The organism is Treponema sp. OMZ 798, from assembly GCF_024181385.1.
GTDB lineage: Bacteria > Spirochaetota > Spirochaetia > Treponematales > Treponemataceae > Treponema_B.
Window position 1 is genome coordinate 680,926 of sequence record NZ_CP051305.1, and the last position, 18,494, is coordinate 699,419.

16 protein-coding genes are annotated in these 18,494 nt (G+C 38.3%); 9 read left to right on the forward strand and 7 right to left on the reverse strand.

The window, feature by feature from the left end:
- Entirely contained in the window at window positions 1-1,332 is a 1,332-nt protein-coding gene (gene ffh, locus E4O07_RS03205) for a signal recognition particle protein (protein ID WP_253687336.1), read from the forward strand.
- An 84-nt stretch (window positions 1,333-1,416) separates the two neighbouring features.
- Here the strand turns inward: ffh and E4O07_RS03210 are convergent, their stop codons facing one another.
- Window positions 1,417-1,776 carry a TraR/DksA family transcriptional regulator gene (locus E4O07_RS03210; protein ID WP_253687338.1) on the reverse strand — a complete coding sequence of 120 codons (360 nt, stop codon included), beginning with the start codon at window positions 1,774-1,776 and terminating at the stop codon, window positions 1,417-1,419.
- 107 nt (window positions 1,777-1,883) lie between these two features.
- On the opposite strand from E4O07_RS03210, the gene infA reads away from it, so the two are divergent.
- Window positions 1,884-2,102, forward strand: a complete 219-nt coding sequence (gene infA, locus E4O07_RS03215) for a translation initiation factor IF-1 (RefSeq protein ID WP_002668257.1) — start codon at window positions 1,884-1,886, stop codon at window positions 2,100-2,102.
- Window positions 2,103-2,142: 40 nt separating this feature from the next.
- Here infA and E4O07_RS03220 read toward each other — a convergent pair whose 3' ends face one another.
- The 3 genes from E4O07_RS03220 to E4O07_RS03230 form a co-directional block, all read right to left on the reverse strand.
- A complete protein-coding gene (locus E4O07_RS03220; protein ID WP_253687340.1) occupies window positions 2,143-2,661 on the reverse strand; it encodes a DnaJ domain-containing protein in 519 nt (172 codons plus the stop codon).
- Complete coding sequence (pyrH, locus tag E4O07_RS03225) at window positions 2,661-3,356, reverse strand: UMP kinase (RefSeq protein ID WP_253687342.1); 696 nt, start codon at window positions 3,354-3,356, stop codon at window positions 2,661-2,663. The genes E4O07_RS03220 and pyrH overlap by 1 nt, the downstream gene beginning before the upstream one ends.
- A 112-nt stretch (window positions 3,357-3,468) precedes the next feature.
- Window positions 3,469-4,203, reverse strand: coding sequence for an RNA methyltransferase (locus tag E4O07_RS03230; RefSeq protein ID WP_253687343.1), 735 nt, complete (start codon window positions 4,201-4,203; stop codon window positions 3,469-3,471).
- Window positions 4,204-4,482: 279 nt separating this feature from the next.
- Between E4O07_RS03230 and E4O07_RS03235 the strand changes: the two genes are divergently transcribed.
- Window positions 4,483-5,034, forward strand: a complete 552-nt coding sequence (locus E4O07_RS03235; RefSeq protein ID WP_253678547.1) for an STAS domain-containing protein — start codon at window positions 4,483-4,485, stop codon at window positions 5,032-5,034.
- 119 nt (window positions 5,035-5,153) lie between these two features.
- Here E4O07_RS03235 and E4O07_RS03240 read toward each other — a convergent pair whose 3' ends face one another.
- On the reverse strand, window positions 5,154-6,071 hold the full coding sequence (locus E4O07_RS03240) for a GerMN domain-containing protein (RefSeq protein WP_253707918.1): 918 nt from the start codon (window positions 6,069-6,071) through the stop codon (window positions 5,154-5,156).
- Window positions 6,072-6,166: 95 nt separating this feature from the next.
- Between E4O07_RS03240 and rpsA the strand changes: the two genes are divergently transcribed.
- The 6 genes from rpsA to E4O07_RS03270 all read left to right on the forward strand — a co-directional run bounded on the left by rpsA (window position 6,167) and on the right by E4O07_RS03270 (window position 16,179).
- Window positions 6,167-8,602: a 30S ribosomal protein S1 gene (gene rpsA / locus E4O07_RS03245; protein ID WP_253687347.1), complete on the forward strand. Its 2,436-nt coding sequence runs from the start codon at window positions 6,167-6,169 to the stop codon at window positions 8,600-8,602.
- Between the two features lie 13 nt (window positions 8,603-8,615).
- A complete protein-coding gene (locus E4O07_RS03250) occupies window positions 8,616-10,133 on the forward strand; it encodes a sigma-54-dependent Fis family transcriptional regulator (RefSeq protein ID WP_253687349.1) in 1,518 nt (505 codons plus the stop codon).
- 1 nt (window position 10,134) lies between these two features.
- Entirely contained in the window at window positions 10,135-10,863 is a 729-nt protein-coding gene (locus tag E4O07_RS03255) for a tetratricopeptide repeat protein (RefSeq protein ID WP_253687351.1), read from the forward strand.
- Window positions 10,864-10,916: 53 nt separating this feature from the next.
- Window positions 10,917-11,582, forward strand: a complete 666-nt coding sequence (locus E4O07_RS03260) for a hypothetical protein (protein WP_253687353.1) — start codon at window positions 10,917-10,919, stop codon at window positions 11,580-11,582.
- 92 nt (window positions 11,583-11,674) lie between these two features.
- Window positions 11,675-13,153, forward strand: a complete 1,479-nt coding sequence (locus E4O07_RS03265; RefSeq protein ID WP_253687355.1) for an extracellular solute-binding protein — start codon at window positions 11,675-11,677, stop codon at window positions 13,151-13,153.
- An 11-nt stretch (window positions 13,154-13,164) separates the two neighbouring features.
- Entirely contained in the window at window positions 13,165-16,179 is a 3,015-nt protein-coding gene (locus tag E4O07_RS03270; RefSeq protein ID WP_253687357.1) for a bifunctional diguanylate cyclase/phosphodiesterase, read from the forward strand.
- Here E4O07_RS03270 and rlmN read toward each other — a convergent pair.
- Together rlmN and E4O07_RS03280 are read right to left on the reverse strand one after the other, a co-directional pair.
- Window positions 16,153-17,220, reverse strand: a complete 1,068-nt coding sequence (gene rlmN, locus E4O07_RS03275) for a dual-specificity RNA methyltransferase RlmN (RefSeq protein WP_253687359.1) — start codon at window positions 17,218-17,220, stop codon at window positions 16,153-16,155. The genes E4O07_RS03270 and rlmN overlap by 27 nt on opposite strands.
- A complete protein-coding gene (locus tag E4O07_RS03280; RefSeq protein WP_253730586.1) occupies window positions 17,210-18,457 on the reverse strand; it encodes a tetratricopeptide repeat protein in 1,248 nt (415 codons plus the stop codon). Before E4O07_RS03280 ends, rlmN begins: the two co-directional genes overlap by 11 nt.
- Between the last annotated feature and the right edge of the window lie 37 nt (window positions 18,458-18,494).

The following is an 18,494-nucleotide window of genomic DNA, read 5'->3' on the forward strand; positions in this document are numbered from 1 at the left end:
ATGCTCGAAAATATTACCGAAAAATTCGGCGGAATACTGCGCTCTTTGAGCGGTAAATCCAAAATTACCGAAAAAAATATCGAAGATACAATCGAAGAAATAAAAACGGCCCTTTTGGATGCCGACGTAAACTTGCGTGTTGTACGCCGTTTTATAAATGCCACAGCCGAAGAAGCCAAGGGTGAAAGGGTTTTAAAATCCGTAGACCCCGGGCAACAGTTTACAAAAATCGTATACGATAAGATGACCTCCTTTTTGGGGGACGAAAAAAAAGCTCTTGACCTCAGGGGGCCTGATACCCAATCGATTATCCTCTTTTTAGGTCTTCAAGGCTCAGGAAAGACTACAAGTGCCGCAAAATTGGCCTTAAAACTTAAAAATGAGGGCCGAAAGCCCTTGCTCGCTGCCTGCGACCTTGTACGCCCTGCCGCTGTAGAGCAGCTTTCAGTTTTGGGAGAAAATATCGGCGTGCCTGTTTACAAGGAAGAAACAAAGGATGCGGTAAGGGTAGCCAAAAATGCCTTGGCCTTTGCAAAAAAGAACTTTTACGATACGGTCATAGTCGATACGGCAGGACGCCTCCAAATCGACGAAGACATGATGAAGGAAATCGTCAATATCAAGTCGGCCGTAAAACCTATGGAGACCATCCTTGTTGCCGACTCCATGACGGGACAAAGCGCCGTTGATGTTGCAAAGGAATTCGATGAGCAGGTAGGGCTTTCCGGTTTAATCCTTACCAAATTCGACTCCGACACCCGAGGCGGTGCAGCTCTTTCTTTAAAGACCATAACAGGCAAGCCTATTTTTTACATAGGAACAGGCGAAAAGCTCGAAGATTTTGAAGCCTTTTACCCCGACCGCATTGCAAGCCGTATCTTGGGCATGGGCGACATTGTTTCGCTTGTCGAAAAGGCTCAAGCCCTCTATGACGAAGAAGAGGCAGAGAAGCTTCAAAAAAAGATGCAAAGCGAAAGTTTCAGCCTTGCCGATATGCTCATGCAGTTGGAGCAGGCCGAAAAGATGGGCCCCCTAGAGTCCATGCTCGATATGATTCCGGGGCTTTCAGGTCAAATAGATAAGGATAAGCTTGACCTCTCTCTTTTAAAACGCCAAAAGGCTATAATCCAATCTATGACCTTAAAGGAAAGAGATAATTTCCGCATCATAGGCCCGCCCCGCCGTAAGCGAATTGCAAAGGGTTCCGGAACCTCTGTAGGCGATGTAAACAAGCTTTTAAAGCAATTTGAAAAGACCCGTCAAATGATGAGGAAGGTATCAAAAAATAAGGGTTTGCAGGCTAAAATGATGTCGGGCGGATTTTTCGGATAAGTTATCTATAATAAAATTAAAAGAATAAAATTAAAAGGCCTTGAAGCTTTAAGCTCAAGGCCTTTTTAGACGGTCACAGTTTATTTAAGGACGCATCTTTTTTTCGGATTTGGTTTGGCATTGAATGCATTTTAGGGCATAGGGCAGGGCCTTTAGCCTGTCTTCAGGAATCTGCTCCTTGCAGGTAATGCATTTTCCATACTTACCCTCTCTTATCCTTTCCAATGCAGAATCAATCTTTTGCAGCTTTTTTACATTATTTTCGCCGATAAATTCGAGCATATCTCTGTCGGTACTATACGAGGCCAGATCTGCAAAGTCTTTGGGAATGCTGTTTGCTAAGGTTTCTGCATACTCCTCATCATTCCGCTGCAATGAAGCTAGTATTTCGTCCCTCTCTTTTAGCAAATATTCTTTCATTTCCTCAATAAACTTCTTTTTCATATACGTCTCCTAGTTGACAATTTTTTTAATAGACTTTAGAATTATACGACTAAATTAAGCAAAAAGCAAATGTTTTTTTGGAATTTATTCATTTTTTTGGAGGTCTTGTGGCTAAGGAAGAAGCAATTGAAGTTGAAGGTATTGTTAAGGAGTCTCTTCCCAATACTATGTTTAGGGTTGAGTTAAAAAACGGTCATGTTATTTTGGCTCATTTATCGGGAAAAATGCGCAAGCATTATATTAAAATTGTACCGGGAGATACGGTCAAAGTTGCCCTATCCCCCTATGACTTGACAAGAGGCCGAATTATCTTCAGAGAAAGATAAGCACTCACCTTAGGGCTAAGCTCTCAATTAAAGGTAAGCCTTAATCGAATATCGCCATATAGCCTTTCCGTATTCGGAGGACTCCCTCCGTAACAAGGGATAAGGCTAAAAGAAGCCCGAAAATTCCTAAAAAGATAATACTCTTAAAAAATAATAGACCGACTATTGTTAGTATTATACCGCGTATAAGAATTTTGAAGGCTTCGCTTCGGCTGATCTTTTCTCTTTTCTTTGCATTCTCATTGCGGACATCTCTCCACTTTTTCCACCATTTAGAGCTGAAAAGATCTTCTCCAAAGGGACTTGTGTTTTGACTGTAAGTATAGGTTTTTCCTGATGAGTTAAAGGAGCTTGACATACTGAAGTTATAGTCCCTTCGCTTTTGAGGGTCGGAAAGCACGGAGTACGCTTCACTTATACGCTTAAATTTTTCTTCGGCTATCTTGTTGTCCGGATTTTTATCGGGATGATATTTCATAGCCAAGGCTCTATATGCGTGTTTAATTTGGTCTTCATCAGCATTATTAGAAACATTAAGAATATTATAATAATTTTCCACTAGCCTATCACCGTTCCTTTAAATTCTTTACCATTGAGAATGTTTTCCAAATTCTCAATATCCTTGCCTGCCGCACATATTACCTTTAAGCCTGCTTTTTGAGCCCTTTGACTGGCTATGGGATCAAAGGGGGTATTTTTTCCCGGAATCCATTCGGTCCCGACTATTTTTATAAAATCTTCCCAAGATATTGAATCTATAGGTCTTGCTTCAGGATTTTTTTTGGGATCGTCAGTATAAACTTTGGCAATGTTTGAAAGGTTTACTACCAACTTTCCTCCAAAATTTTCTGCAAGGACTACGGCATCATTATCTGTCGAAAAACCCGGTTTCCAGCCTGCTGCAACCAGAATTTGTCCGCCGAATTTATCTATTGCCGTAGGGTCATACACCACGGGATTAGGGCAAAGATCTTCAAAAACTGCCTTTACAAGCTGGGCATTCAGTCTTGTTGCCATTATTCCTATCCAATCTGCCTCATCATTTTTTGCCGGGGCCTTTCTTAGATCACAAACTGTTCTATATGCGTTTTGATAATCCCGGGCAGGAGCGCCTCCTCCGATTACCATAATGAGTTTTCGTGATGAGTCTTGAGAAAGCCAAGTTCTTATAGTTTTTGAAAATTTATCTAAAAAATCGAAATCAGGTTTATCCGGAGCTACTATAGAGCCCCCTACCGATAAAACAGTTACCATAATCTCCCTCCTAAAAGCTAAGCTATTGCGTGTTAAATATACTGCATTACCGTATCATCGGCAATAAAAAAAATATTTTTTTATTACGCCATGCATACTCTCAATTTGTATACTAACAACTGTACATAAAGAAAAGTTTCTTAAAAATTTCAGTTAAATGCATTGTATCGAATTCCGAGGCCCCTGCAGAGGATAAAAGCTCGGTAAAAAAGGTCTCGTTTATTTTTTTACCGCCCTTTTTAAATAAGCCCAGCCCCGAAAGATATTTACATATCTGTTCGGAATTTTCTTGAATCATCTTCATTGAGGCCTTTTTTAAGTAGATGTTTTTTTCCGCGTTCGGATTATTCTTTTCTGCTATATACAGGGAATAGCAAAGAATAAGCACGGCATGGGAAAGATTATAAGAGCCGAAAGCTTCTTCAGCAGGAATATTAACGGAAAAAGAGCATATATTGAGTTCCTCATCTATAAGACCTGTGCGTTCATTCCCGAAAACAAGGCCTAATCTGCCTCCGTAAAATCTTTTTAAGTCAAGACAGAGGTCTTCGGGGCTGATGCCCAGATCTTTACGTTTATGGCCGGTACGTCTGCTGGTTCCTATCAAGGTTGAGCAATCCGATGCCGCTTCTTTTAGCCCTTCGATGGTAGGAGGATAAAAATGAGCATTTCTCCACACGTGGGAAGCGTGAAGGGCCAGTTTTAAGACCTCCGTTTCATCGTAATCTTCCTTGTTTCCCGTAATTCTCAAATCGTTAAAGCCGGTATTTGCCATAACCCTGCATACGGCTCCTATGTTTGCGCTTGTTTCCGGCCGGCAAAGAATAATTGTTTTTTCAAAGTTCATTTTTGTATATTGCTGTCATTCGGCTCTTATGTCAAGAGAAATTAAAAAAAAATCTTAAATTTTGGAAAATAAGCTACAACCCTATGAATATTAGCCGATACTGTAACTGTAAAAGAATTTCTTTGTTCTTGTATAGTATTCTTTGAATTATTAAAAGTACAAGTTACAGAAAAATAGATATTTTTTTGTTTTATGTTTGACTTTTTTTAAAATAAAGGGTATAATACACGTTAGAGATACTGGATTATTTCTTTATTTTGAAAGTAAATCGGGAGAATTATGAGTAATAACAGTGTTATAGCCGGCTTTGATGATGAAAAAGATGACAGCTTGAAGATTCGGCTTCAAAGAGTAGATGGACTTGACAAATGCGTGGTTGTTTTTTTGAACGGCTACATTGATACCTATAACTCTGCGTTTTTTCAAAAGCGCATTGCAAAAATTATAGACGGCGGTTTTATACAGATTGTATTTAACTGTGCAGCTTTAAACTACGTTTCTTCAACGGGTATAGGTTCGTTTACAGCCTTTTTAAAAACAGTAAAACCAAGAGGCGGGGATATAGTTTTATTGGATATTCAGCCGAAGGTATATGAAATATTCCAGCTTCTAGGCTTTTCGCAATTTTTTAATATTAAGGATGCCTTGTCTGATGCGGTAGCATTTTTTCAAAGCTCAAGTACAACCGCAAATGCGCAAGTGTTTCCTAAAATATTTGCTTGTCCTATATGTTCAAAGAAACTTAAGGCTACTAAGGCCGGACGTTTTAGATGCTCGGAATGTAAAACCATATTGGCTATCGACAACAATGCTCAAGTATTCTTGGGCTAAATCTTAAATCCTCTTAAAATACTTGAAGCTTATAGGCTCTTTCCTAACCGAGCTTATAAGCTGAAATGCATATCTTTAAGTACACATTTAACCGTTTAAAATTATCTTGACTTATAAAATTATCTTAAAAACGAATTAACCGATAGGGGGGAGCCTATCCATATACCCTCGGCTCCGAGGTACTCTTTTTTGTTGCCATTGATCAAAAATTGAACCGAGCTTACTGTTGAGAATTCGCATGCAGTGAAAACTATTTGTTCAAGCTGGGCTTGATAGGCTTCTATGCCGTATCTGTTAAATTGAAAGTCTTCGCTTATATTTACTTCTGCAACCCCGTTTTTCACCTCAATCGATAAAAGTTTTGTATCGGGAGGTATAAAGGAGCGGAAGCCTTGTTTTGCTTCTTCCGTTGTGGGGCCGTGTAGGAGGCTGTTTATGGCATCGGTTAAGGGTGAATCCGTTTTTACAAGCTGCCTCATAACTGCCTTTCTTACCAATTTACCGTCCGAATCTATTTTGACCAAGTAAATTTTAGAGCTGCGTTTTTCGGATGCTTTTTCATTTTTTTGTTCAACCTTAGTTACATCTTTTTTAGATTCATCTTTGTTTTTGTTTTCGGAGCTTTTTTTGGCAGTTTTAGCTTCAGTCTTTGCATTTTTTTCGGTTGAGTCTTTAGGAGCAGGCTTTTTTTCTTCCTTAGGTTTATCGGCCTGAGCTTTTTCCGGCTCTGAAGTTTTCTTTACCGTTTTTTGATCTTGTTCAGCAGGTTTTGCCGGTTCAGCCTCGGCTTTTTCTTCAGAAGAATTTTCTTCATCTTTTTCTGCCGCTCTTATTTTTTCTATTTCGTTTTGAATGCCTTCAAGATCTACTTCAGTTTGTTTTTCTTCCGGCGGCTCTTTTTTTTGGAATATGCTTATTGCATTTGTTTTTTCAAAAACCCGGGCAATATTGTCTTTGTTGATAAAAAAGAGCAGGGCTATCAATAAAATAAATGCAAGCCAAAAAAAACAGCCTAAAGATGTATTTTTCTTTCCCATAATTACCCACATAATAATATATTTTAGAAAAAAATACTATACTTTTTATAAAAAAGTATATACATAATGTTAAAAAAATTGTATAATCGTAGAATATGATAATAGCGATTGATGGACCTGCAGGCTCAGGCAAAAGTACCCTTGCAAAGATGCTTGCCGAACACTTGAACATTACATTTATGAATACGGGCAGCTTTTATAGAGCCTTGGCTCTGGCTGTGCTGCGCTCCTTCGGCGGAGGAGATGACGGAAGCGGAGGACAAGCTCCCGATCTTTCCGATGAAGAAAAATGGACCTCTTTTGCCGAAAAAACGGAACTGTTTTATAAAAAGGGGGCAATGTTCTTGGGTAATGAAAATGTCGAAGCCCATCTTCGAAGTGATGCCGTTGAATCCATTGTGGCCCCTCTTTCAGCTATAGTTCCTATAAGGCGTATATTAAATAAGAAAATTCGTGAAGAAGCCGCTAAGACGGGAGCCGTTTGTGAAGGCCGGGATATGACAACCGTTGTGTTTCCTAATGCCGATATTAAGTTTTATCTTGATGCTTCTGCAGAGGCCAGGGCAAAAAGGCGCTTTGATCAGGGGACAAGCAATCTTTCACCGGAAGAAATAAAAAAAACAATCCTCGAAAGAGATGAAGTCGATAAAAATAAAAAAGAAGGGAGCTTAAAGATAGCTTCCGATGCCGTGTATTTAGATACGTCGGACTTAGATATAAATGAAGTTTATGCAAAAATGCTGGCGAAGGTGTCGGCAATAATGCCGGCAGCAAAGTCGGAAAATATCAATAATAAAGGGTTATCTATGGAAAAGATGGAAGTGGTAAAGGATGTTGAAAAAGAGTCCAATGGAAGCATCCAAGCACAATTACAAGAGGAGTACTTAAATAATTTTGAGGCTCCGGAGGCGGGGACAATTAAAGAAGGTTATGTTGTTGCTGTAAACAACGGAACCGTTTTTGTCGATGTAGGCGGTAAATCAGAGGGGCATATTCCCTTGGATGAGTTTGATGAAGAACCTAAGGTAAACGATAAGGTTAATGTTCTTATCGAAAAAACCGAAGGCTCAAACGGTCATTTGTCCGTATCAAAACTTAAGGCCGATAGACTTATTCTTCAAAAAGAGTTTAAACAGGCTCATGCCGATAAGACTCCTATTGAAGGTACTATCTTAAAGCAGGTTAGGGCCGGTTATGAGGTAAAGCTCGGTGGCGGACTGACTGCCTTTTTGCCTTTAAGCCAGGCAGATGTATCCAGAGTCGAAAAGCCTGAAACCTTAGTAGGTTTAAAATCAAAATTCTACATCGAAAAGTTGAGTTTTAACTCGCGCTCAGGTGAAAATATTGTTGTAAACAGGCGCAGGTATATGGAAGAGCGTACCGAAAAAGAAAGAGACGCTTTTTTTGAAAATACAAAGATAGGCGACACCGTAAAGGGTACGGTAAAAAGCTTTACCAGTTTCGGTGCCTTTATCGATTTGGGCGGCTTTGACGGCCTCTTACATATCAATGATATGAGCTGGGGTCATGTAACCCGTCCTAAGGACTTCGTAAAGAAGGGTGAAGAGATTGAACTAAAAGTAATCCGCCTTGATCCCGAAAACAAGAGAATAAACCTCTCCTTAAAGCATTTTACTCAGGATCCTTGGCTTCAGTTTGAAGACAAGTTCCACGTTGACGACATTGTTACGGGAACGGTTACAAAGACAACCGATTTCGGTGCCTTTATCGAGTTGGATGAAGGAATCGAAGGTTTGGCTCACATCAGCGAATTCAGCTGGGTTAAGAAGATTAATAAGCCTGAGGATATCTTAAAGCCCGGAGATAAGGTAACATGTATGATTCTCGGCTACGATATTCAGGCCGGAAGAGTTTCTTTGGGGCTAAAGCAGGTTACGGACAATCCTTGGGATACCATTGAGGAGCGTTACCCTGTAGGAACACGCTTGACCCGAAAGGTTGTTAAAATTACAAATGCAGGCGCCTTTATTTCACTTGAAGAAGGTATCGACGGATTTTTACACGCAGACGATATTTCGTGGATTAAGCGCGTAAAGCATCCGGGCAGCGAGCTTGAAGTAGATAAAGAAATCGAAGTTATCGTTATCGAATGCGATGCCGAGTCGAGAAGAATCCGCTTGGGTATCAAACAGCTTACCGATGATCCGTGGGAAAAATTCGGAGCCGCTTATAAGGTCGGTTCTATTGTTGAAGGTGAAGTTTCCTCAATCACGGACTTTGGTGTATTTGTAAAGGTTCCCGGGGACATCGAGGGCTTAATCCATAAACAAAATTTGGTTGAGTCCAGGGATGAAACACCGGAAGAAGCTCTTGCAAAATATGCTGTAGGCGATAAGATCAAGGCTGTAGTAATCGAAATAAATCCGAGAAACAAAAAGACTGCTTTCTCCATTAAAGATTTTAAACGAAAACAGCAGCAGGAAGAAATTTCTCAGTATATGTCAACCGAACAAGAAGATGACGATTCATCTTATACTCTTGGAGACCTTTTAAAGAATAAACCGGAGTAAATCTGTTCGTTCTATGAGCACGGTTGAGAGCATTAAAAGAGATAAGCTTAATACTCTTATAAACACAAGCTTGCTGATAAACTCAAACTATTCAGATTTGAGTGTTCTTTTGGAAAAGATTGTAGAATCGGCAATGGATGTTGTGGAAGGGGAGGCTGCATCTCTTTTGATGCTTGAGCCGGACGGTGAAAGGCTTAGGTTTGAAATTGCAATAGGACCTAAGGGGATTGAAGCAAAAAAGATGGTTATTGCCTTGGACGGTATTGCCGGCTGGGTTATAAAATACAACCGCAGTGCTATCATAAATGATGTATTAAGCGATCCCCGTTTTGATCCTACCGTGCAGAAGGTTACGGGTTATAAAAACCGTAATATGATTGCGGTGCCTATGTGTATTAAAGACGAGTGTATCGGGGTTATTGAAGTCTTAAACAAGAGAGACGAAAAAGATTTTGATGCAGACGATTTAAACGTATTGGAGCTTTTTGCTACACAGACGGCTATAGCCTATGAAAATGCAAAGCACTATAAAAAGTCCCGGGAAGAAATTATTTGCCTCCAAGATCAATTGGAGCAGGATAGGGGCTACCACACCTTTATTGCAAAAAGTAAGGTGATGAATGAAAAGCTTGAGCTTTGCCGTAATATAGCGGCTTCCGATGCCTCCGTACTCATATTGGGTGAAAGCGGTGTAGGAAAAGAGCTGATTGCCGAGCAGCTTCATTTGAATTCGAGGCGTGTTAATAATCCCTTTATCAGGGTAAACTGCGCAGCCTTACCCGAAGGCTTACTTGAAAGCGAACTTTTCGGTCATGTAAGAGGAGCCTTTACGGATGCAATCTCGGATAGAAAGGGCAGGTTTGAGCTCTCCGATAAGGGAACTATTTTTTTGGACGAAATAGGAGATATCCCTTTAACCTTGCAGACAAAACTTTTAAGGGTCTTGCAGGAAATGGCCTTTGAAAGAGTAGGGTCAAATAAAACTCTTACGGTTGATACCCGGATAATTGCGGCTACAAATAAGAACATAGAAGAGCTTGTAAGGCAGGGAAAATTCAGATCGGATCTTTATTACCGCTTAAACGTCTTGCCTATATATATTCCGCCTCTTAGAAACAGGAGGGAGGATATACCGGAGCTGGCCCATTTCTTTTTGAAGAAATTCAGCAAAGAGGTAAAAAAGCCTTTTTTAGGTTTTTCGCCTGATGCGGAAAAGCTTATAAATGCTTACTCTTGGCCTGGAAATATTCGGGAGCTTGAAAATGCCGTTGAAAGAGCCTGTGTTTTGGGTAAGCCGCCCTATATCGAGGAAAAGGACTTGCTTTTAAAAATTGAATCCTCTTCTTTTGAGCCTGAGGTTAATTACTCAAATACGGATTTAAAATCAGCCGTAAATGATTTTAAAAAATCTTTTATCGTAAAAATTCTAAATGAGAATAAATGGAATCAAACAGCTGCTGCCGAAAAACTCGGAATACAGCGTACATATTTATCGAGATTGATAAAAGAGCTTGAAATTAAGGAGATATAAAATGGTTCTAGATGAAAATAAAGATTTGGCACAAAAAATCAATGATTTTTTAGTCCAATATAGAAAAATAGTGCTTGGCGTTTTGGTTTGTATTTTGGTTGCCGTCGCAGGTATTGTTGTTTGGTTTGTAACAGCCGAAAATTCCAGGAAAACTTCGATTACAAGCGTTGAAAAAATTATTTATGAGCTTGAAGATTTTAAGAGGGAAGATCGGGCTAAAAATTCTGTGACTGAAGATACTGCCGAACAGAGCGAAAAAAAGGTTTCGGAGGCTGTAAAGGAAGCTGAAGATAAGGCCATTGAAGAGTTAAAAGGCCTTGGTTCCAAATATGCTTCTTCTTATGCAGGTTTTAGGGCAAATACGGTTATAGCCGAAATTTATTTTCAACGCAAGATGTATGAAGATGCTCTAAAATTCTATGAACTTGCAGCCGGAGCTGTAAAAGGTTCTTATGTTGAAGGTGTTGCATCTTTTAATGCGGCTGCTTGTGCCGATGAGCTTGGCGATAACGAAAAGGCCCTTTCTTATTACGAGAGAGCTTCAAAGGTTGAAAATTTTCCCCTAATCCCCAGGGCTATCTTTAATACCGGCCGCCTGTATGAAGCTTTAGCAAAGAAAGAAGATGCCATACTTTCCTATAATAAACTTTTGGAAAAATATCCTCAAAATGAATGGGCTCTTCTTGCAAAATCTCGTGTAATTGTTCTTACAGGGAATGATAAGCAGTAATTGATTTTAAGGATAAATTCGGTGTATGCCGGTTTATCCTTAACAGAGGTCATATGCCTGGAAAAAAATTATTATTTTTTTTAAATATTTTTATTTTTTTCTCCTGCGGTATAGACGATATTGATTATTTGGAGCCTCCAAAATTAATTCACAGCCCTACGGGACATAGTGATGAAGCTCAGATGTATTTTGAGTTTGAAACTTCAGATAAAGAAAATTTGAATGCTGCTCTAGGCTTTTTTAAGGGCTTTGAAGTTTATTACCGTATTTACGAATCTGAAGATGATTGCAAAAAATTAATAGAGAAGATGATCCAATATACTGATTCAAATCCTGCCAACTCAGTTAATTATCTCTTGTCATCTTATAATTATAAGCTGTTAACATATCAGGGACACTCCTATCAAGATAGGCCTCTTGTTCCTGCTTCAGGCTCTCCCGCCAACCGTAAGGTAAGATTCCGTATTGAAACTGTGCTTACATTACCTAATGAGTTTTTTGTTGAGGGTGGAAGTTCTTCCAAGGTATTGCGCCAAAACGCTGAAGAATTTACTGGCGTAAAACCCGGTGACTATGATGTTCAATCTTCAAGTAATCCTTCTTCCGATTCGTTTTATGTCGCAGCCTTTGCAGCAACTTACGGCTTCGATAAAAACTTTAAGCCTCTTTATAGCAGCCTTATTTCATTGGGTTATGTTAAAATAAAAAAGAATCCATAGCGTTTATTAAACATAAAAAAAAATACTTTAATTTCTCCATAATACTTGCAATTCTCAATATGATATGCTAAAATATAGCACACGAGGCATTTATGAAAATATTGAAGCTTGTCATTTTTTGTATTCTTTGTTTGCTTATAAGTTCATGCAATCGAATTTTATCTAAAGACAAGACCGTTAAGTATGATGTTGATAAAGTTTTAAATAAAAATGAACCTATCACTATAAATATTTGGCATTATTATAGTGCAACTCAAAAAGAAAAATTTGACAGGCTGGTGGATAATTTTAATGCTTCAGAAGGTGCAAAATACGGAGTCTATGTCCGAGGTATCAGGAGGGCGGGAAATGCAAGCGAAATATCTTCATTCTTGGCAGATGCCCTTTCGCAAAAACTTGGAGCAGATGAAATCCCCGATATTTTTTCGGCTTATCCCGATACAGCCTATGACTTCAACAAACAAGATCTTTTGTTGGATTTAGCAGATTTTTTTACTCAAAAAGAAAAAGACGAATATGTAAAAAGTTTTTTATACTCCTCCGGGTTTGGCGTAAAAGATGAAATTAAATTATTTCCGGTTGCTAAGGCTACCGAGGTTTTTGTTTTAAATAAGACTGCATGGAAACCTTTTGCAGAGGCTATGGGCGTTTCTTACCGTGATTTAGTTACCTGGGAAGGTTTAGTAAAGGTTGCGGAATTATATTATAAGTGGACTGATTCGTTAACTGCCGAGCCTAATGACGGTAAACCTTTTTTTGGGCGGGATGCCTTGAGTAACTATATTTTAACCGGTACTTATGAGCTTGGCCATAGTATTTTCAATGTTTTGGAAAACGGTGATGTTGATTTTGTATTGGATAAAAAATCCTTGCGTGCTTGCTGGGATAATTATTATATTCCGTTTGTAAAAGGTTTTTTTACTGCAAAGGGCCGTTTTAGGGCCGATGATTTAAAAACGGGTGATATTATTGCTTGTGTAACCTCAACTTCATCCTCAATTTATTTACCGTCAAAGGTTATAAATTCTGAGGGTAATTTTGAGCCTGTCGATTTAGAGGTTTTACCAATTCCTCATTTTAGAAATGCAAAGCGTAAAACCATTGTGCAGCAGGGAGCGGGTATGGCCGTATTAAAAAGCAACATAAAAAGAGAGACTGCTTCTATCCTATTTTTAAAATGGTTTACCGATATGCAAAAATATTCCGAATTTGCCGTTTCAACAGGTTATCTGCCTGTCAAGAAAAAAGAACTTGAAGCGGAACAGGTAACTGCTGCTTTTTGCAGTGACGGTATATGTATTTTACCTGTAGTCCAGGATGCGCTTAAGGTAAGCATAGAAACAATGAAATCCTTAGATCTTTATTTTCAGCCGGCTTTTAAGAATTCGGATAAGGCAAGGAATATTCTTGCAGATTTACTTCAAGAAAAAGCAAAAGAAGATAGGGCTAAGGTACTTGAAAAGATTAAGGCCGGGAAAAGCTATAAAGAAGCTGTAACTGATTTCATTGGTGATGATTCCTTTGACGTCTGGCTTAAGCTGCTTGAAAAAAAATTACTTGATTTAAAATAATTGGAGTGATAATGAAAAAAAGTAAAGGTAAACGAAAATATTCTACTTCCATTTTGTCACGGCTTTTGGTTCCTATGCTTTTTGTATTTGTTATTCAGGCAGCTGTAATGATGTCGATGTTTTTAAGCTCAGACATTCTTAAAAAATCCAGCGATAATGCCTATGGAGTTCTAAGTGAAAAAGTTTTAAACCGCAAAATACTGATCGAAAATGAAATGTCGAATAGGTGGACAAGAATTACAGATTTGCATGAAAAGGTTTTAAAAGTAATTCAAGAAGAATTATCCCGTAATAATATTGAGCTTTATCAGCTTGCAGATAATCCTGACTTGCAAAACAGTATTCTCGATATACTTCTGCCCCAGCTTATATATACCATAAGAAGGAACTATGTTACAGGTGTCTTTTTGGTGATCGATGCTCCCGCCCCTCTTGCAAAAACAAACGACTTTTTTTATCCGGGTTTATATATAAGAAATGAAGATCCTTCGTCTTATTCTTCAAGCAATGAGGATATAGTTATATCGAGAGGTCCGGCAGAGGTTGTGCAAAATAATAATATTGCCTTAGGGGTTGATTGGTCTCCCTTTTTTACCATTTCACCTAACAGCCGGGATATTGTTTACAGATATTTTAATGCACCCATTGCAGCTGCCGTAAAATATCCGAATGAATCCGTCAAAAATCTGGCATTTTGGAATACTCTATTTAAGCTGGACCCTTTAAGTGATGAGGCAATTACATACTCTATTCCGATAATGGATGAAAAAGGAAATATTTACGGAATTCTTGGCATAGATCTTTCGGCAAAGTATATTCAGACCTTTTTAGACTTTGATGAGCTTGATATTTCTAAAAAGGGAATGTACTGTATGGCTGTTCATGATATAAGTAATGATGCCGGAACTTTTTTGCCAATAGTTTTTAACAGCATTGCAAGTAATTTGAATTCCAGCCATATTCCTGCCTTTGAGGTTGAACGGACCGATTATAAAAGTGTTTATAGTATTGATAAGGGCTCAATATTTACAGAGAGATATTGTTTGGCCATAGAACCCTTTCATCTTTATCAGCGTAACGGAATGTATGAAAATCAAGAATGGGTGCTTATAGGTTTGGCTCCTGAGGCCGGAATTCTTTCGTTTTCGGTAACACTTAAAAAAATATTTTGGCAGTCTGTTCTTGTATCGGGCTTTTTGTTCTTAGCCGGATCTTACTTGTCGAGTAAGCATATTTCCAATATGTTTACAAAGGTTGTATTAAAGCTGCAAAACAGTGATCCTAGAAAGATAGTAAATATCGAAAAAATGAATATAACCGAAATAGATACTCTAATTGTTGCAATAGAAAAATTAAGTGCCAGTGTTTTTAATGCAGCTTCTCGGGTATCTACGATTATAGAAAAACTTCAAGTTCCTATAGGCGTTTTTGAACACAATATTTTAATGGGGACGGTTTTTTGCAATTCGATTTGGTTTAAGCTTTTTAATATTCAAAAATATTCAGGCGATTCCGTTTTGAAGACGGACGAATTTTATAAATTGTTGGATCATTATGAGTATTATATAAATACAAAGGATGATGCAAAGACTATCTATGCTATACCGACAGGGGCTCATGGAAAGGTTCGTTGGATTAGGTTTATGCAGACGAAGGAAAACGACAAAATTTTAGGTATAGCACTAGATATTACAAAGGAAGTTGAAGACCGCAAAAAACTTGAGCTTCAAATGAATTATGATGAGCTTACAGGTCTTTATAATAGAGCTGCCTTTGATAGAAAGATAACCGAAGTATTTAAACAAAAGCATTTAGGTATTTGTGCCCTTGTTATGTGGGACCTTGATAACCTAAAATATCTAAACGATTCTTTTGGCCATGCTTATGGCGATACGCATCTTATGGCGTTTGGAAAAAAACTTGCTATGCTGCAACAAGACCGCTGTCTTGTTTGCAGACGCTCCGGAGACGAGTTTTATACCTTCTTTTACACCTTTTCGACGTCGGACGAAATAAAGCTTATTTTGACCGCTTTTTGGAAGGATATACAGGAAACGCCTATAACCCTTCCTAATGGAGAGACATCAAGGCTTCGAGTTTCTGCCGGTTTGGCTTGGTATCCTTATGATGCCGACAATCAAGCCGATTTGATTCGATATGCCGATTTTGCAATGTATGACGTAAAACACTCGTTTAAGGGCTCTTTACATGAATTTAACTTGGATGTTTATAAAAAAAATTATATAATGATCCATGGTACGGAAGCTCTCAATCAGATGCTTGAAAGGAATCTTATAGAATATGCTCTACAGCCGATTGTTACTTCCGGTACGGGCGATATTTACGGATATGAAATGCTGATGCGTTCTTCGGCTCCGGAATTTAAAAGTCCGGAGGACATACTGCGTCTTGCTAAAGCACAGTCAAAACTGCATAAACTTGAAGAGCTTACTTTTTTTGGCTCTATGGATACCTTTGTTAAAAAGATCGAAAAAGGAGAGATATCTAAAAATGCGAAGATATTTTTAAATACCATAAGTTCTCAAGTTTTATCGGATGCCAAATTCTTTGAATTTGAAGAAAGATTTAAGCCTTATCTTTCAAATATCGTTTTGGAAATCACGGAATCAGAGCCTCTCAACACGAACTTTTATGATCTAAAAAATGAAAGAATCCGTAATTGGAATGCAATGGTTGCTATCGATGACTTCGGAAGCGGTTATAGTAACGAGTCATCCCTTTTATTCCTATCGCCTCATTTGGTAAAAATAGATATGTCCATAGTAAGGGACGTTCATAAGAGCCTTGATAAGCAAAATGTATTGGAAAACCTTGTTTCTTATGCAAAGAAGAGAGATATAATAATATTGGCCGAAGGTGTTGAAACAATCGATGAGATAGATGTATTGCTGCGCTTTGGTGTCGACTTGTTCCAAGGTTACTTTTTTGCAAAGCCGTCTTTCGATATTGTTCCTATACCTGAAGAAAGGATACAGGAGTTAAACAGGATTTTCTCTTTGTATTAGGGCCTGTTTGATCTTACTTGCGGTAGATCCCAGTTGACCGCAAGCTCCTCCTATTTTTTGCCCTCGTTTTTGTCTGGTGCTTATGTTTAAGCCTGCTTTTTTTAGATAGTTTTCAAAATTACGGACTTCGGCTTCTGAAGGGCTTTTAAAATTCAAGCCTTCTACCGGATTCCAAGGTATTAAATTTATAAAACACTCAAGGCCTTTTGCAAATTCCATAACCTGCTGAGCTGCCTTTTTATCGGTGTTAAGCCCCTTCATAAGGGCCAGTTCTAATGTTACTCTCTTATTTGATTTTGAATTAAAATATTTTATTGCTTGCTTTAATTCGTCAAGGCTGTTTGTTTTATTGACAGGCATAAGCTCTGACCTTAATACCTCGTCAGCTGTTGTCAGAGAGACTGCAAGACGCACTTCAGGCCCCTTATCTGCCATATCGTAGATACCCTCGCATAGGCCTGAAGTCGAAATTGTTATGCGTCTTTTAGAAAGGTTTCTTCCTTTGGGATGAGCAAGAATTTTTATTGCCTTATCTATTTCGCTCAAATTCAACATAGGTTCTCCCATACCCATAAAGACTATATTATCCAAGGCGCCGGCTTCTCTTTCCAAATGCAAAAACTGTTCTACGATTTCTGAAGCCGAGAGGTTTCTTAAAAAGCCTATCTGGCCGGTCTTACAAAATGCGCATTTCATAGGGCAGCCTGCCTGACATGAAACACAGGCCGTTTTTCTTTTTGCTTTATCTGTCAATAATACGGTTTCTATGACGGAACCGTCATAAAGCTCTACAGCCAGTTTGATTGTACCGTCTTTGTCTTTTAAAGCTTCTTTTATTTTGGTCGAAAATAGAGAAAAATCTTTTTTTAGTTTAGAGCGCATGTCAAATGACAGATTTGTCATGTCATCAAAGCTATGTACTCCTGAAGCTATCCAGCGAAAAATTTGTTCGGCCCGGAATTTTTCTTTTAAGCCGCAAAAGTTTTGAATCTCTTCAGGAAACATTCCTGAAAGAGATATTTCGTTTTTTTTAATGGTCATTTTTTGTCAGCTCAAACAGAAGATCCGAAACTGTTTGATTTTTAATTCCAAGTTTTTGGAAATCCATTAAAGTTTCTATTGCTTTTTGTTTTTCTTTTTTTTCTATATAGCACTGGGCAAGTTCAAGATATACCCTGTAGTTTGTATCTTCGGTATCCTTAAGATGCTTTAGGGTAGTAATAGCCTGATCATATTTTTGCTGCAGCTTACACAATATTGCAAGACCTAACATTGCATATGAATCAAAGTCTATATCGAGAGCTTTTTGATAGCTTTCCTTTGCCTTTTCAAAGTCATTCATACTGCGGTAGGCATCGCCTATTCGTGTTAAAATGACCTTGTTGTTAGGATCGAGTTCAAGTATTTTTTTCCAGTATACTATTGAGTTATATTGCTGATTTAAACCTCTGTAACAGTCAGCCAAGCCGAAAAGTCCGTAAAAGTTGTCGGGAGCACGTTCAAGAGCTCTTTCAAAATAATATACGCCTCTATCAAATAATTTCATTTTTCGGTAGCAGTTTCCAATAGATGTTAAGATGCGGATGTCTACAAATTCTCCGCTTGATTCCATTACCTTTTCCCAGTAGACAAGTGCTTCCCTATATTTTTTAAAGTCATAATTTAGGTGTCCCAAGCCTATCAGGGCATAAGCGTTTTTCGGAGATTTTTCCAATACTTTTAGATACAGCTTTTCTGCCTTGTCAAATTCCTTGGTTTTTCGGTAAGCATCGGCAACCCGAGTTAAGACTGTAATGTTTTTATCGTCAAATTTAAGGTACTCTTCCCATATGGATATAGCTTTTGGAAATTGGTTCATGGATTTATAGCAGTCAGCAAGGCCGAAAAGAGCATAGTTATTGCTGGGATGATATTCAAGACATTGTTTGTAAAATTTTATTGCTTCATTGAATTTGTTGTTTTTACGCTCTGCATCACCTAAGCCTACTAATGCATAATTATTTGTAGGATCAAGTTCCAATATTTTTTTAAAAACATTGATTGCTTCGGTAATACTGTTTCCTTTCAAAAGAGAGTAGGCTTGTTTTGAAAGTTCCGATATTTCAACCTGTTTTGAATCCTCGGGGCTGAATATGTCTTCACTAAAGGCCGGACCGGTTATAAAATCCGATTCCTCAAGAGCAGAAATTCCTTTATCTAAATTGTTTTCAAAAATTTCTGTAGTCTTATCCGGAATATCCGTATTGGCTAATTTTTTTTCATATTTGATGTCTGACATTAATCCTCCATAAATGTATGTACTTACATCTAAAATC